General features: G+C 70.4%; 15 protein-coding genes and 1 pseudogene. 11 read left to right on the top strand and 5 right to left on the bottom strand.

Annotation, left to right across the window (positions count from 1 at the left end; translation table 11 throughout):
- Positions 1 to 4 precede the first annotated feature (4 nt).
- The 7 genes and pseudogenes from ACGFWJ_RS02775 to ACGFWJ_RS02745 form a co-directional block, all read left to right on the top strand.
- On the top strand, positions 5 to 514 hold the full coding sequence (locus ACGFWJ_RS02775; protein ID WP_392944517.1) for a DUF742 domain-containing protein: 510 nt from the start codon (positions 5 to 7) through the stop codon (positions 512 to 514).
- Complete coding sequence (locus ACGFWJ_RS02770; RefSeq protein ID WP_387859622.1) at positions 495 to 1112, top strand: ATP/GTP-binding protein; 618 nt, start codon at positions 495 to 497, stop codon at positions 1110 to 1112. Before ACGFWJ_RS02775 ends, ACGFWJ_RS02770 begins: the two co-directional genes overlap by 20 nt.
- A 539-nt stretch (positions 1113 to 1651) precedes the next feature.
- Entirely contained in the window at positions 1652 to 2302 is a 651-nt protein-coding gene (locus ACGFWJ_RS02765) for a winged helix-turn-helix domain-containing protein (protein ID WP_392944515.1), read from the top strand.
- 330 nt (positions 2303 to 2632) lie between these two features.
- Positions 2633 to 3082, top strand: coding sequence for a hypothetical protein (locus ACGFWJ_RS02760; RefSeq protein ID WP_387634760.1), 450 nt, complete (start codon positions 2633 to 2635; stop codon positions 3080 to 3082).
- 130 nt (positions 3083 to 3212) lie between these two features.
- Positions 3213 to 4130 carry a hypothetical protein gene (locus tag ACGFWJ_RS02755; RefSeq protein WP_392944513.1) on the top strand — a complete coding sequence of 306 codons (918 nt, stop codon included), beginning with the start codon at positions 3213 to 3215 and terminating at the stop codon, positions 4128 to 4130.
- Between the two features lie 161 nt (positions 4131 to 4291).
- Positions 4292 to 5257, top strand: coding sequence for an SGNH/GDSL hydrolase family protein (locus tag ACGFWJ_RS02750; protein WP_392944511.1), 966 nt, complete (start codon positions 4292 to 4294; stop codon positions 5255 to 5257).
- A gap of 195 nt (positions 5258 to 5452) precedes the next feature.
- A pseudogene (locus ACGFWJ_RS02745) lies at positions 5453 to 5833 on the top strand (VOC family protein); the annotation flags it as partial.
- 830 nt (positions 5834 to 6663) lie between these two features.
- On the opposite strand, the gene ACGFWJ_RS02740 reads toward ACGFWJ_RS02745, so the two are convergent.
- Entirely contained in the window at positions 6664 to 6891 is a 228-nt protein-coding gene (locus tag ACGFWJ_RS02740; protein ID WP_392944509.1) for a hypothetical protein, read from the bottom strand.
- A gap of 136 nt (positions 6892 to 7027) precedes the next feature.
- On the opposite strand from ACGFWJ_RS02740, the gene ACGFWJ_RS02735 reads away from it, so the two are divergent.
- A complete protein-coding gene (locus ACGFWJ_RS02735) occupies positions 7028 to 8347 on the top strand; it encodes an RICIN domain-containing protein (RefSeq protein ID WP_392944507.1) in 1320 nt (439 codons plus the stop codon).
- Between the two features lie 104 nt (positions 8348 to 8451).
- On the opposite strand, the gene ACGFWJ_RS02730 is transcribed toward ACGFWJ_RS02735, so the two are convergent.
- The 3 genes from ACGFWJ_RS02730 to ACGFWJ_RS02720 are packed head-to-tail and all read right to left on the bottom strand — an operon-like array spanning position 8452 to position 9694.
- Complete coding sequence (locus ACGFWJ_RS02730) at positions 8452 to 8655, bottom strand: DUF397 domain-containing protein (RefSeq protein WP_392944505.1); 204 nt, start codon at positions 8653 to 8655, stop codon at positions 8452 to 8454.
- Positions 8652 to 8864 (bottom strand): DUF397 domain-containing protein, encoded by a 213-nt coding sequence (locus ACGFWJ_RS02725; RefSeq protein ID WP_392944503.1) that lies wholly within the window; start codon positions 8862 to 8864, stop codon positions 8652 to 8654. Before ACGFWJ_RS02725 ends, ACGFWJ_RS02730 begins: the two co-directional genes overlap by 4 nt.
- On the bottom strand, positions 8861 to 9694 hold the full coding sequence (locus ACGFWJ_RS02720; RefSeq protein ID WP_392944501.1) for a helix-turn-helix domain-containing protein: 834 nt from the start codon (positions 9692 to 9694) through the stop codon (positions 8861 to 8863). The genes ACGFWJ_RS02725 and ACGFWJ_RS02720 overlap by 4 nt, the downstream gene beginning before the upstream one ends.
- Before the next feature lie 190 nt (positions 9695 to 9884).
- On the opposite strand from ACGFWJ_RS02720, the gene ACGFWJ_RS02715 reads away from it, so the two are divergent.
- From ACGFWJ_RS02715 to ACGFWJ_RS02705, 3 genes are all read left to right on the top strand, one after another.
- Positions 9885 to 10094 (top strand): hypothetical protein, encoded by a 210-nt coding sequence (locus ACGFWJ_RS02715; RefSeq protein WP_392944499.1) that lies wholly within the window; start codon positions 9885 to 9887, stop codon positions 10092 to 10094.
- A gap of 32 nt (positions 10095 to 10126) precedes the next feature.
- Positions 10127 to 10705 carry a hypothetical protein gene (locus tag ACGFWJ_RS02710; RefSeq protein WP_392944497.1) on the top strand — a complete coding sequence of 193 codons (579 nt, stop codon included), beginning with the start codon at positions 10127 to 10129 and terminating at the stop codon, positions 10703 to 10705.
- A 151-nt stretch (positions 10706 to 10856) separates the two neighbouring features.
- Positions 10857 to 11699, top strand: coding sequence for a methyltransferase domain-containing protein (locus ACGFWJ_RS02705; protein WP_392944495.1), 843 nt, complete (start codon positions 10857 to 10859; stop codon positions 11697 to 11699).
- Positions 11700 to 11911: 212 nt separating this feature from the next.
- Here the strand turns inward: ACGFWJ_RS02705 and ACGFWJ_RS02700 are convergent, their stop codons facing one another.
- Entirely contained in the window at positions 11912 to 12805 is an 894-nt protein-coding gene (locus ACGFWJ_RS02700) for an NAD(P)-dependent oxidoreductase (protein WP_392944493.1), read from the bottom strand.
- Between the last annotated feature and the right edge of the window lie 54 nt (positions 12806 to 12859).

The raw sequence follows: 12859 nt of genomic DNA, 5'->3' as shown, positions 1-12859 counted from the left end.
TTAGATGAGCGAGCCCGAGCCGACCGAGCCGACCGAGGCCACCGCCCCGGCCGACCCCGGCGGTGAGAGCGCGGACGAGGCGTCGGCCGACGACACGCCGATCGACCTGTTCGTGCCCCGCACGCCGGTGGACAACCGCTGGTTCGACGACGACGCCGGACCGATGGTCCGGCTGTTCTCGATGACCAGAGGACGCGCCCGGCCGGTCGACGACGGCCTGTTCGACCTGATCTCGCTGGTCACCGCCGCCGGGGAGTACCTCGCCCCCGGCGGCGTCCCGGCCGACCTCCCGATCGGACCCGAGCACCACGCCATCCTCCAGCTCTGCTGCGATGAGCCCCTCAGCGTCGCCGAGTTGGGCTCCTACACCGACCTGCCGGTCAGCGTGGTCCGGGTCCTGCTCGGCGACCTCCACGACGCCGACCTGATCAGCGTCACCCGACCCTTCCAGCTCGCCCAGCAACCGGACGAGCGACTGCTGCGAGACGTGATCAATGGCCTCCGTGCACTCTGACGCCCCTGACGCGGCGTCAACCTCCGCTACCCGCAAGGCTCCTTGGGCCGCCAACGCGGTCAAGATCCTGATCGCCGGCGGCTTCGGCGCGGGCAAGACCACCCTGGTCGGCGCGGTCAGCGAGATCCGGCCGCTGCGCACCGAGGAGACGCTCAGCGAGCGCGGCCGCCCGGTCGACGACACCGCCGGCGTCGAGGACAAGCGGACCACCACCGTCGCCATGGACTTCGGCCGCATCGACCTCAAGCCCGGCCTCGCCCTCTACCTGTTCGGCACCCCCGGCCAGGACCGCTTCTGGTTCGTCTGGGACGAACTCGCGCGCGGCACCCTCGGCGCGGTCGTGCTCGCCGACACCCGGCGGCTCGCCGACTCCTTCCCCTCCGTCGACTACTTCGAGCAGCGCGACATCCCGTTCGTGGTCGCCGTCAACTGCTTCGAGGGCACCGAGGTGTACGCGCCCGAGGACGTCCGCGCCGCGCTCGACCTGCCGGAGAGCGTGCCGGTGCTGCTGTGCGACGCGCGGCGGCGCGAGGACGGCAAGGAGTTGCTGATCCGGCTGGTGCAGCACGCCGCTGAGCGGGTCGGAGTGCGACTGTAGTACTGGTCGCATTTTTGCAGGTCAGGGCGTTGGCGTCCGGATGGTGGATGGTTTCTGTCTTGGCGTGCGGACCGGTCGGTGCAGTGGGTTGCCTTCCGGGCACGTGGCGTGGAAGTCTCGTACTCGTGCCCGCCGTTCGTCGCGGGTTCTCGACACCGCACCGGGGGAGGAGCAGGACCATGACCGAAGCGGTCCGCGTCTCCGCCCTCCCCGTGCTGACCGTCCGCCGGTACATCGACCACGGTCTGATCTACAGCGCCTGCTGTCGCTGACGCACCGTCATCACCCTTTGCCCGTAGGTGTGGTGGCGGTTCTGTGCGTTTTTCGCCGACCCGTCGTGCTCCGGAGAGCCGCCCTGTGAATCCTCGCGTACTTCTCGAACCGTTCTGGCCCCCGCGCCAGGCCCACCACTTCGACCAGACCTGTCGGCGCGTACCCCGCGTCTCCCGCCTGCCGCACTGACCGACCCGTCAGCGCCGGCGCGCCGGAAGCGCAGACGACGACCACCCACCGACCGTCACGCGCGAAAGAGCCCTCGAATGTCCTACGCCGCCACCGCGACCCCGCACCTGCGAGCGGTCCGCACCCTGCCGAACCACAACCACTCCCTGCCGAACCAGCCCCTCGACGCCGAGTACCGGCGGGTCGCCGCCCCGGCTCCGATGACCCGGCCCGCGCCCGCCATCGCCCCCGAGAGCCTGCTGGCCGGCCTCCAGGACGGCGCCGCCGTCGTCGCCGCGCTGCCCCAATCCGTGCTGCCGCAGGGCCTGTTGGCGCAGCTCGGGGCCGGCGCGAACAGCCCGCTGGTCGGGTACCTGGTGCTGGTGCCCGCCGAGAAGGTCGCTCCCGCGCCCGCTCCCGTGGTGGCCGCCGCCCCGGTCCGGCCCTTCACCCGCCCCGCCGAGAGCGGCATCTCCGTCGACCTCGACCGTCGCAACGCGTACGTCGACGGCGCCCTGCTCGACCTCACCTACCTCGAGTTCGAGCTGCTCGCCCACCTCACCGAGCACCCGCACCGGGTCCACACCCGCGACCAACTCGTGCACACCGTCTGGGGATACGGCCACGTCGGCGACGGCCGCACCGTCGACGTCCACGTCGCGCGCCTCCGCCGCAAGCTCGGCGCCGCCTACCGCGACACCATCGTCACGGTCCGCCGGGTCGGCTACAAGTACGCGCCGGTGGCCTGACGGGCCGGGACACCGCGGAACGACGGCTTGCACCGCAGGGTGCGGGCCGTCGTTGCGTTGTGCGGCGGTCGTTCGGTTGTGGGGGTCGTTCGGTTGTGGCGGTCGTTCGCTTGTGGGGGTTGGCGGGAAACGGTCGGTGAATACCCGGCTGCCACGCGGTGCCGGGGGCGCGGTGATCGTCGAATCGGCCACCGGATTGGCCGCAAACCGTGCAGACGCCGGTTCGATCCAAGATCTACTGTTCCCGCCGAGGGGCCGCTTCCGCTTGCCCCCATCGAGTTCAGGAGTCCGACGCCGCACCACCGATCCGCCACGTGGAGGAGAACCGGAATGTCAGTGAAGAAGACCGCGTCACGCCTTGCCCTGGTCGGCGTGTCCGCCATGCTCGCGCTCGGCGGCCTGGCCGGGCAGGCCAACGCCAGCTACGCCAACATCGACAACTGGAACACGTTCACCTGCGCCCAGGCTCGTGGGTCCTACTACTACTGCCTCTTCTACAACTCCAACGCCGCCGGCGGCATTTGGGGCAGCAGCGCCAACCCCGGAGTTCCCAAGCTGGCGGGCGAGAAGTTCAGCGACGGCAACGACGTGTGGAACAACGCCGCGTCCGCCGAGAACGCGAGCGCCTGCAACGTGGGCATCTGGGTCAACTCCTATTACATGGGGGACGAGAACTGGTTGAGCCCCAACAAGGGCGGCAACCTCAACTCCTGGCTGAAGAACAACGAGGCCTCGATCGCCATGGACGACGCCTCGCGCTCCTACTGCCCCACCGTCTGACCGCCCGCGTCCCGTGCCCGATGCCTGCCCGCCGGTCGACGCCGGCGGGCAGGCCGTGTCCCGCGCCCCGAGACCCCGGAGGAGAACAACCGTGACTGCCGCAACGAGGGTCGGCCGGGGGCGACTTCCGGTGACGGTGCTGTTCGCGCTGTCCGCCCTGGTGGCAGCCGGGTGCTCCGCCGGGCGGGCCGCGCCGCCGCCCGTCCCGGTGCTGCCCGCCACCGCGGGGCCGACGCCCACGGCGTCACCGGCGGACGTCGACACGCTCCAACTGCCGATCACGGAATACATGTTGACCGCTCAGCAGGAGGCCGCGCTGAAGTGGTTGAACGCGAAGAAGGTCGCCGTGTGCATGCAGCAGTACGGCTTCGACGTGCCCGTGGCACGGACCCCGGTGGTCTCGGCCTCCGATTCGATCATGTTCCGTCGCTACGGCGTGACCGACCCGGCGAGCGTCAGCACCTGGGGGTACCACCTGCCCAGGCGCGAGGGTAAGGCCCTGCAAGCCGCGCTCTCCTCGGCGGAGAACGCCGTGCTGCTCGGTCGGGACGCCGCAGGCAAACCGGTGACCAGCTCGAACGGGCAGGCGGTGCCGGATGGAGGTTGCCAGGGCAAGGCCAATGCCGAGCTGAGTGAGCTCCAGTCGGCCGGGCGGGGTTCGAACGGCGCCGGGGCCCAACTCGTCGGGCAGACCAAGGGAGACAGCTTCGCGCACTCGATGGCCGACCCGCGCGTGCAGGAGGCCTTCGGGAAGTGGTCGGAGTGCCTGCGCGGCGGCGGGTTCGATGCGAAGAGCCCGGTGGAGGCCGCGGAGAACCTGCCGTCCATGAAGGAGCTCAGGCCGGACGCCGACGAGATTCGGATGGCGCAGGCCGATGTGGACTGCAAGGCGCGCACCAACCTGGTCGGGATCTGGTTCGCCGTCGAGGCCGACTACCAGAAGGGCGCGATCGCCCAGCAGCCGCAGGCGTTCGGCAAGCTCAAGGCGGAGCGCGATGCGCAGGCCGCGCGGATCGACGAGCTCGTCAAGGGGCTGACCGGGCGCTGAGGCGGGTGCGGGTGCGGGTGCGGGTGCGGACGGTCGGGCGCGCCGGCGCGCGGGCGCGCGGCTCCGGGGCGGATGAATGTCACCGTTGGGGTCGGAGTGTGTGCGTATAGTGACGTTTTGGCTGGTCAAAGCGTCATCAACGCGGTATCTCTGGAGGATTCGTGGCAGGCTTCCGCAATCGTCTGGCCCTGCTCGGCTCGGCCGCGGCGCTCGCTGCCGGCGCTGTCGTCCCCGCGCAGTTCGTCGGGGCGCAGTCCGCTGCCGCGGCGGACCGGCAGTGGGTGGCGCTGGGTGACTCGTACACCGCCGGGTTCATCCGGGCCGCCGGTGAGGTCTTCGAGATCCCGCGCGACGGCTGCGAGCGCACCGACCAGTCCTATCCTCAGCTCATCGACCGCGACTTCGGTTCGCTCTTCGACCTGACCAACGTCAGCTGCACCGCCGCGACCATCGAGAACGTCACCGACGAGGCACAGGAGCCGATCGGCCGTCACTTCCCGCCGTTCTCCGAGGACCCGGACTACCCGTTCCCCGCCGTGCCGCCCCAGTCCGCGGCGGTGGGACCGGACACCGACGTGATCACCGTCGGCGTGGGCGGCAACACCCTCGGATTCGCCGATTTCCTGGTCAAGTGCCCGGAGTTGGGCCAGGGGACCGGTGGCGCCGGCACCCCCTGCAAGGACGAGTTCGCAGCCAGCGTCCCGGACCGGCTGAACAGGGTGAGCAGGGAGTACGACCGGATGCTCGCCGTGCTCCACGAGCGCGCCCCGCGCGCGAAGATCCTGGCCGTCGGCTTCCCCACCATCTTCCCCAAGGACACCGCCAAGTGCCGCTACGGCGACCTGACGCAGTTCGGCACCATCACCCAGGGCGACCTGGACTGGCTGCGGCAGGACGTCCTGGAACCGCTCAACCGGATCATCGAGAAGTCGACGGGCACCCAGGAGGCCGCCGACTTCGTCGACGTGTACGAGTCCTCGGCGGAGCACAGTGTCTGCGACGCGAGTAAGTGGGTGGAGGGGTTCATCACGCCGCCCGACCAGCTGTCCTTCGTGCACCCCAATGCGCGCGGCCACCGCAACGTCGCCGACCTGGTCGAGGCGGCGATGCTGGACATCCTCGGCTGAGCCGGGGCGGCGACGTCCTTACGTTGAACTGGCCTTTCGGCAGCAGTCGGAGGCCAGTTCGCGTGTGCGCGGGGGCTGGTGGTGCTGACGCGGGGTTGGTCCGGCGGCCTAGAATGCCGAGGTCCGCGCGCGTGCGGCCCGGGGCCGTCGAGATCACCGATGATGAGGGGCCGCATGACCCGCCCGACCACCGGAATGCTGCACCACGTCGAGATCTGGGTGCCCGACCTCGACCGTGCCGTCGATTGCTTCGGCTGGCTGCTGGACGCCTTGGGCTGGACGCCGTTCCAGAGTTGGGGCGACGGCCGCAGTTGGCGGCTCGGGACGACGTACCTGGTCTTCGAGCGGTCCCGGGCGCCCACCGCCGACCAGCACGACCGGTGCCGGCCCGGGCTGAACCACCTGGCGTTCCACGTCCAGGGCCGGGGTGCGGTGGACGCGTTGGTCGCCGAGGCCGCGCAGCACGGCTGGACCCTGATGTTCCCCGACCGCCACCCGCACGCCGGTGGCGAACAATCCTACGCCGCCTATCTGGAGAATGCCGACGGGTTCGAGGTCGAGCTCGTCGCCATCGAGCCGGAACAGCTCGATCTCGCCGCTGCCAGCTGGGCGCACCTCTGCAGCGGTCCCGACCACTACCCGGGCGGTGGGGTGGACATCCCCGAGGTGTTGCGCGGGCTGGCGGCCGCGACGGACCTCGCGCAGGCCCGCAGATGGGCCGACCGCCTGTACGACCTGGTCTACCACTCGCATTCCGGCGGTTACTTGCTGCCGGCCGAGGCCGTGGTGCCGCACCTGATCCGGCTCGGCTCCTCCGGGCCGGCCGTGGTGCGGGCGATGGCTCTGGGGTTCCTGGTGGACCTCGGCGGTGGCGGGTGGTCGGGGGCGGAGAGCTGCCCGGGCAGCGAGGATTTCGCGTCCCGCACCACCGCGGCCGTTCGGGCGGGACTGCCGACGTACTACGCGCAGGTGAAGTCACCCGACGCGATCGTGCGTGCGGCGGCGTTCGTCCTGATCACCGTCCTGGAGCACGAGGCCCTGATGTTCCTCAGGGGCGATGAGCGCATCGCGGTGCAGACCGGGCCGCCGATCACGTCCGCGCGCTATCGCGCCATGGTCGAGCGGCTCCACGAGCACGACTGGGACCCGACCGTCCGGCGGTACTTCGGGCTGGCGAAGATCGATCCGCTGTTCGGCCAGGGCGAGGAGCACGGGATCGAGTACTTCTACGACTCCGTCGGTTGGTGAACTCGTAGCGGGTTCAGGCGAGTTGGCCGATACGTCCGGGGAGTGGGCAGCCCCTCGGCCGGGTGCGCCGGGTGCGCCTCGGGTGTGAAGGTGCGGCTCGCGTCCGCCCGTTGACGCGGTGGCTCAGTCCAGGGCGGCGATCCTGGCGAGCAGTGCCGTCAGCGCCCGGCGACGGTGTTGCCAGGTGCGGTGTTGCCGGGTGCGGTGTGGGCGGCAGGGCGGTACCAGCGGTGGTGGACGAGGGGTTCGACGGACAGCATTGCTGCGCCCGCCACTGCGCCGACCAGGAGGGAGGCCCAGCCGCCGCCGTTGAGGAGTGCGCCGAGGCAGGTGGCGGCGATGGCGAGTGGGCGCAGAAGGGTGACCGGGCCGAGTCCGACGACCATGGCGAGGGTGCTGGCGCGGAACGGCAGGAAGAGGTAGGCGGCGAGGGCGCGTCATCGCGGGGCGGGGTCGGCGATGGGTGCGCGGGATCTTTCGCGAAGCCGGTTCGACCCCAACGGGAATGTCGCGGCGCTCTGCGTGCGCGAGGCGGCCGGAACGGTCGGCGGTGCGCTGGCCCGCCCGAAGGGCTACCAGTGGGTCTGGAACGACACCGGCACCGGGGGTGCGGACGGCTCCTGCTGGCGGCCGGTTCCGCCGCCCGGCTACCGGCCGTTGGGAAACGTCTTCGTCTACGGCCATGACGAGCCGTCGCCGGACCTGGTGATGTGCGTCAGGGAGGATCTGGTGGTGCCCGCGCCTGCGGGCGACCTGATCTGGAGTGACTCGGGCGGCGGCGGCAAGTACGACTTCAGCGCCTGGAAGATCAGCGCCCCAGACCAGTTCGTCGACGAGACGCCGGGCGCCACGAAGGCGGTGATCACCCCTGAGTCGTTCGTCGCGCTCGCCGGGTACAACAAGCCTTCCTCCGCCCCGGAGTTGTACGCGCTGTGCCTGCCCCTGCCCAGCGACCGGACCGAACTGTCCGTAGCGACCCCGGCGCTGACCGGGCGCATCCGGCCCGCGCAGTCCACACCTGCCGTGACCGACCACAGCGTGCGGGTGCCGCTGACCGCGGTGCGCGACGACGCGAAGTCGCTGGCCTGGCGGATCGAGAACTCGCCGTACTATACGATCGAGCGGCGGGTGTGGTGGTCGCTGCTGCTGTTCAACGACAACCGCACCGACACCGACCAGACCGTCGAGGACGCGGTGACGGTCGGCGTGGAGAAGACCAGCAGCGAGACCTTCAGCCGGAACACCGGCGTCTCGGTGAGCGCGGAGGTCGGCGTCAAGATCTTCGGGACGGGCGCGACCGTCAGCGCGAGCGTGAGCGCCGAACTGGGCTACGAGTCCTCCACCTCGGTCTCCGAGTTCCGCTCACGGACCGTCACCCGCCGGCTGGTCACCCCCAAGAACACCGCCGGAGCCCTCTGGGTCGCCTCCTACGGCCTGCGGACCCTGCGGGCGGACGGCACCGTGGTGGGCTCCCAACTCAAGTTCGAGGGCGACGCGTTCCACCACGCGCAGTACCCCTCCAGCGAGCCGGTGCCGACGCCGAACTCCGGAATCCCCGCCCTCGCCCGGCTGGTGTCGAAGTACAGCGGCAAGGTGCTGGACGTCGGCGGCCCGAGCATGGACAACGGCGCGGGCGTCCTCCAGTGGGACTGGAAGGGCGGCGACAACCAGAAGTGGCGGATCGAGTCGGTCGGTGACGGCTACTACCGGCTGGTGTCGAAGTACAGCGGCAAGGTGCTGGACATCGGGGGCCCGAGCATGGACAACGGCGCGGGCGCGCTCCAGTGGGACTGGAAGGGCGGCGACAACCAGAAGTTCCGCCTGGAGGCCCTCAGCGAGTAGCCGCCGCCGGCCCTCGCCGCAGTAGGTGAGGCCGCCATCCCGGAAACCCGACGGCCCGCACCGGACGACGAATGTCCGGGGCGGGCCTTGGTGATGACGCTCAGTCAGATACGGCCGAACGCGCCGTTGGCGGTGGCGGTGAGGAAGGCGGTGAGGGCCTCGGGGGTGAAGTGGAGGCGGGGGCCGTGGGGGTCCTTGCTGTCGCGGACCAGGCCGTAGTGGGCCATGTCCAGCTCGACGCATTCCCCGCCGTCGCTGCTGTAGGTGCTCTTCACCCAACGCGCCTGGTCCTGCTGGGTGTTGGTCACGCCAGGTCCTTCGAGTGGAATGCGCCGGAGGCGGTGGCGGTGAGGAAGGCGGTGAGGGCCTCAGGGGTGAAGCGGAGGCGGGGGCCGTGGGGGTCCTTGCTGTCGCGGACCAGCCCGAAGTGGGCCATGTCCAGCTCGACGCAATCCCCGCCATCGCCGCTGTACGTGCTCTTCACCCAACGCGCCTGGTCCTGCTGGTTGCTGGTCATGCGAGTCCCTCTCGAGCTGCACGGATCATGGCGAGTGAAGCAACCGAGGACAGGCACTCCACCTGGAGCAGATCGTACCTTCTGGACCAAGCCGCCACGATGTCCCGATTGCGCTCGACGTGTCCTCGGGCCTGGGACTCTGCGTACCCGATCACTGAGCGGTCCGGGAGCGTGAGCAGGACCACTGGCCTCAGGAACGGTACGGCTTCGGCGAGGTCGAACGGGGCGATCTGCAGGACGACGTTGGGTCGCTCCGCCAGCTCCTCCAGGTGCGCCAGTTGAGCGGCCATCACCTCCCGTCCGCCCACCGGCCGGCGGAGGCAGCCCTCGTCCATCACAGCATGGATGAGCGGTGGGTTGGGCCGCTCGTGCAGCAGGCGCTGCCGGGACGCCAGGAACGACACTTGCGCGTCAGCCCGATCCTGGGAGATCTCTCCGCGTCGCACCGCCGCGGTGGCCAGCGCAGCAGCGTAGGCGAGAGTTTGGATTTGACCGGGTACGACGAACAGTTGGAAGGTCCGCAGCATGCGGCACCGGGCCTCCTCCTCGGTGAACTCCGTGAAGCCCTCCAGCAGGCTGGCGTTGCTGTACTGCCGCCACAGCTGTTGGAACCTGGCGCCGGACTCGAACACTTCGTCGGCTTTTACCGCGAAGTTAAAGGTGATGGCCTTCTTCCCTCGTTCGATGTACGAGATCAGGCCGTTCGAATACCCCATGCGCCGCGCCAAGTTCACCTGCGACCAGCCGTGAGCCTCGCGTGACCTGCTGAGTTCCCGGCCGAACCGCAGGGCCGGGGAGGTGACGGCGTCGACTTCCTGTTCCATCTCCATGGCTGTCCCCCTTTTGACGCACCGGAACCGTCAACGGTCAAGGTCTGGAGATCCTACGCCGTCCTGTCGATCCTTGACGCACAGAGAGTAGTTGACGGCTGGGCACAACGAGGGCACGGAGCAAGAAATATGACGGACAGTCAAATCTTTTGCCCTGGAGTTGCTGAGAGTTCTGCGATTCGGCACTCCGGTGGTGGAGACCGTGATGCTGGACGGCTGTACGGATGTCCGGCGTGGGACGTTCGTGGGGGTGTTCCGGGGCGAGATCCGGATCAGGCCGGTCGGTGGCGGGCTGGAATGGGGCGCGAAGGCCGAGGACGTCGCGCTCGATCTGGCGGAGCGTGTCCGGCTGCGGAATCGCAACTCGCGTATCGGCGGCGCCGGTCGGGCGTCGGTGTAGTGGCAGGCCCGAAGGAGAATCGGCGGATGGCCATGGGTGATGGGGTGGACGCGGGCCGCCGGCGGGCTCGTTGGATCGCGGACGCGCTGAGCGAGTTGGGCGGGCGTCCGGCCGTCGCCACGGAGTCGCTGAGTGGCGGGGTCAGGGTGACGTTACGTGTCGCGGAGGAGGTGACGCCCGCCATTCGCCGGGTGCTCGACCTGGGAGACCGGTTCGGGCACGCCAACTCCGGGCGGTGGGAGAGGGTTTGGGTCGAGGTCGACGAGGCTTCGTGGGAAGGGTGGAACGCGCGCATGGAACCGGTCGAGTATTACCCGCACGGGCATCCGGGGTTGGCGTGGCAGGCGGTCGGCGAGGATCCGGACGGGTTGTTGGTTGCCGAGACCGGGGACGGGGTGGCCCTGGCGCTCGCGACGGACCCGCGGAAGATTTTCGTCCTGCCGCCGGACGAGTGGGCGGACCTGTGCGACGCGGCCAAGGCCGGGCACTTCGACGGGCTGTTGGGCGGTCGGGCGCTGTGTTCGGATCCGTACGGCAGCGGAAGGGCGGGGGCGGGCCAGGTGGAACTCGAGGGGCCGGAGCTGGAGTTGATCGCGGCGGAGCCGGGATAGGTGAGGCCGGGGACCGTCCCGGGCGAGGCGGGCAGCCGTTCGGGATGGCGTCCGGTTCGTGACGGTCTGTCAGGTGAGCGTGTTCGGAGTGTGAGGCATCCCTCTCCTGTCGTCGTGGCGCCGGTGGCCCGGGAAGGTTGACCATGGAGGCATGACCTCTTCGCATGACGGTGACCGACCGGATCCGACCGACGGCGCTCCGGCCCGTGGGTACCTGCTGGACAACGCGCGGGCGGAGGCGGGTGAGCGATTCGTGTGGCTGGCCGAGCTGTTCGACGGTGTGACGCGTGGGCACTTCGGGCGGCTGGGGATCGGGGCCGGGTCGCGTTGCTGGGAGGTGGGGGCGGGTGGCCCGGGTATTCCGGAGGCGCTTGCGGCGGCTGTCGGGCCGACCGGGTACGTGCTGGCCACGGACATCGACCCGTCGTGGCTGAAGGACGGCGAGGGGTACGAGGTGCGTCGGCATGACGTCGTCGCCGATCCGGCGCCGGAGCCGGGGACGTTCGACCTGGTGCACGCCCGGCTCGTGCTGGTCCATCTGCCGGACCGGGCCCGGGCGTTGGCCACGATGGTGGCGGCATTGCGGCCCGGCGGCTGGCTGCTGATCGAGGACGCCGACACGGCCCTTCAGCCGCTGGCGTGCCTGGACGACAGCGGTCCTGCGCAGCGGCGGGCCAACCGGCTGCGCGGCGGGGTCCGGGAGTTGCTGTCGGGTCGCGGTGCGGACCTGAGCTTCGGGCGGACGCTGCCGCGGATACTGCGTGAGGCCGGGTTGGTGGACGTGGCTGCTGCGGGCACGTTCCCGGTCGGCGGGCCGGCCTGCAACCGGCTGGAGGCGGCGACCATTCGGCACGTGCGCGGCGAGCTGCTCGCGGCCCGCCTGGCGGACGAGGCCGAGATCGACGCACACCTGGCATCCATCGATGCGGGCGAACTCGACCTGACGCTCGCGCCGTTGATCTCGGCCTGGGGGCGTCGTCCGGTCGAGGGCTGAGGACTCTGCGGCGGCCGGCCAGGTCGGCCAGGTCGGTTAGGTCGGTTAGGTCGGCCAGGTCGGCGGGCGGGGGCAGTTCCCGCAGGCCTGCCAGGACCCAGTGCACCATGCGGCCATGCTGGTGGGGCCCACGCCGCGCGTCATGAGTACGGGTACTCATCGCGGAGCCGGTCCTGGCCGGGCGCGAATTCGCGCCCGGCCAGGGGGAGTTGTCAGTGCGGTGCGCGGATGGCGTCGATGATGCGGGTCCAGTTGTCGCTGCCGTGGCCGTTGTCGATCGCGTGCCGGTAGTGGGCCTGGACGGCCAGCGGGAGGGCGAGGTCGAGGCCGAGGGAGGTGCTGGTCTCGACGATGTGGTCGGCGGTGGCGCCCATCATGGTGACGGTGCTGAGGTGGCCGGGGTGTTCGCCCGCGTCGAGGGCCGTGCCGGGGGTCGCTTCGACGGCCCGCAGGATGGCGCCGGTCTGGTCGGCGGAGGCGAGCAGTTCGGGCAGTGCCTCGGCGGCCTTCATGCCGGCCGTGCCGAGCATCGCGGTGGCGTGCATCAGGGCGGACAAGGTGCCGAGGAACACGGCGAGTTGGGCCTGGTACATCATCTGGGCGAGGCCCGGGTCGGTGCCGAGGTACCTGGGTGTTCCGAGCAGTTCCAGCACGGCCGTGTGGCGTTCCATGAGCTGCGGGTCGCCGCTGTAGTAGACGTGGGCCGCCGGTGTGCCGACCATCGGCGCGGGGACCATCACGCCGCCGGTGAGGAAGTTCGCGCCGTGCTCGGCCGCCCAGGTGGCCGCCTCGCGGGAGCGGTCGGGGGTGTCGGAGCTGAGGTTGACCAGGGTGCGGCCGGCGAGCGCGGGGGTGGCGTCGTCGAGGATGTCGTGCATCGCCCGGTAATCGGTGAGGCTGAGGACGGTGAGGCCGCTCGCCTGCACCGCTTCGGCGGGCGTCGCGGCGAGAGTGGCCCCGGCGGCGATCAGGTCGGCGGCGCGGGCGGGGGTGCGGTTCCAGACCGTGACGGGGTGGCCGGCGGCGAGGAGGGTGCGGGTCATGGCCTGGCCCATCGGGCCGAGTCCGATCACGGTGACTGCGCTGAGCTTCTGGTGTTCGTTCACCCCTCCATGCTCGGCGAGCGCCGCTACTCTCGGAAGTACCCACTATTTTCTGCG

This window comes from Kitasatospora sp. NPDC048407 (assembly GCF_043200475.1).
Classification (GTDB): Bacteria; Actinomycetota; Actinomycetes; order Streptomycetales; family Streptomycetaceae; genus Kitasatospora.
The sequence above is the reverse complement of the archived record's forward strand: the minus strand, read 5'-3'. Positions and strand labels throughout refer to the sequence as shown.

Excerpts from the sequence above, each read along its gene's own strand:
- ACGFWJ_RS02765 (WP_392944515.1), top strand. The coding sequence starts at position 1,652 with ATGTCCTACGCCGCCACCGCGACCCCGCACCTGCGAGCGGTCCGCACC.
- ACGFWJ_RS02720 (WP_392944501.1), bottom strand. The coding sequence starts at position 9,694 with ATGGAGATGGAACAGGAAGTCGACGCCGTCACCTCCCCGGCCCTGCGG.
- ACGFWJ_RS02740 (WP_392944509.1), bottom strand. The coding sequence starts at position 6,891 with ATGGTCGTCGGACTCGGCCCGGTCACCCTTCTGCGCCCACTCGCCATC.
- ACGFWJ_RS02775 (WP_392944517.1), top strand. The coding sequence starts at position 5 with ATGAGCGAGCCCGAGCCGACCGAGCCGACCGAGGCCACCGCCCCGGCC.
- ACGFWJ_RS02760 (WP_387634760.1), top strand. The coding sequence starts at position 2,633 with ATGTCAGTGAAGAAGACCGCGTCACGCCTTGCCCTGGTCGGCGTGTCC.
- ACGFWJ_RS02705 (WP_392944495.1), top strand. The coding sequence starts at position 10,857 with ATGACCTCTTCGCATGACGGTGACCGACCGGATCCGACCGACGGCGCT.
- ACGFWJ_RS02770 (WP_387859622.1), top strand. The coding sequence starts at position 495 with ATGGCCTCCGTGCACTCTGACGCCCCTGACGCGGCGTCAACCTCCGCT.
- ACGFWJ_RS02710 (WP_392944497.1), top strand. The coding sequence starts at position 10,127 with ATGGGTGATGGGGTGGACGCGGGCCGCCGGCGGGCTCGTTGGATCGCG.
- ACGFWJ_RS02725 (WP_392944503.1), bottom strand. The coding sequence starts at position 8,864 with ATGACCAGCAACCAGCAGGACCAGGCGCGTTGGGTGAAGAGCACGTAC.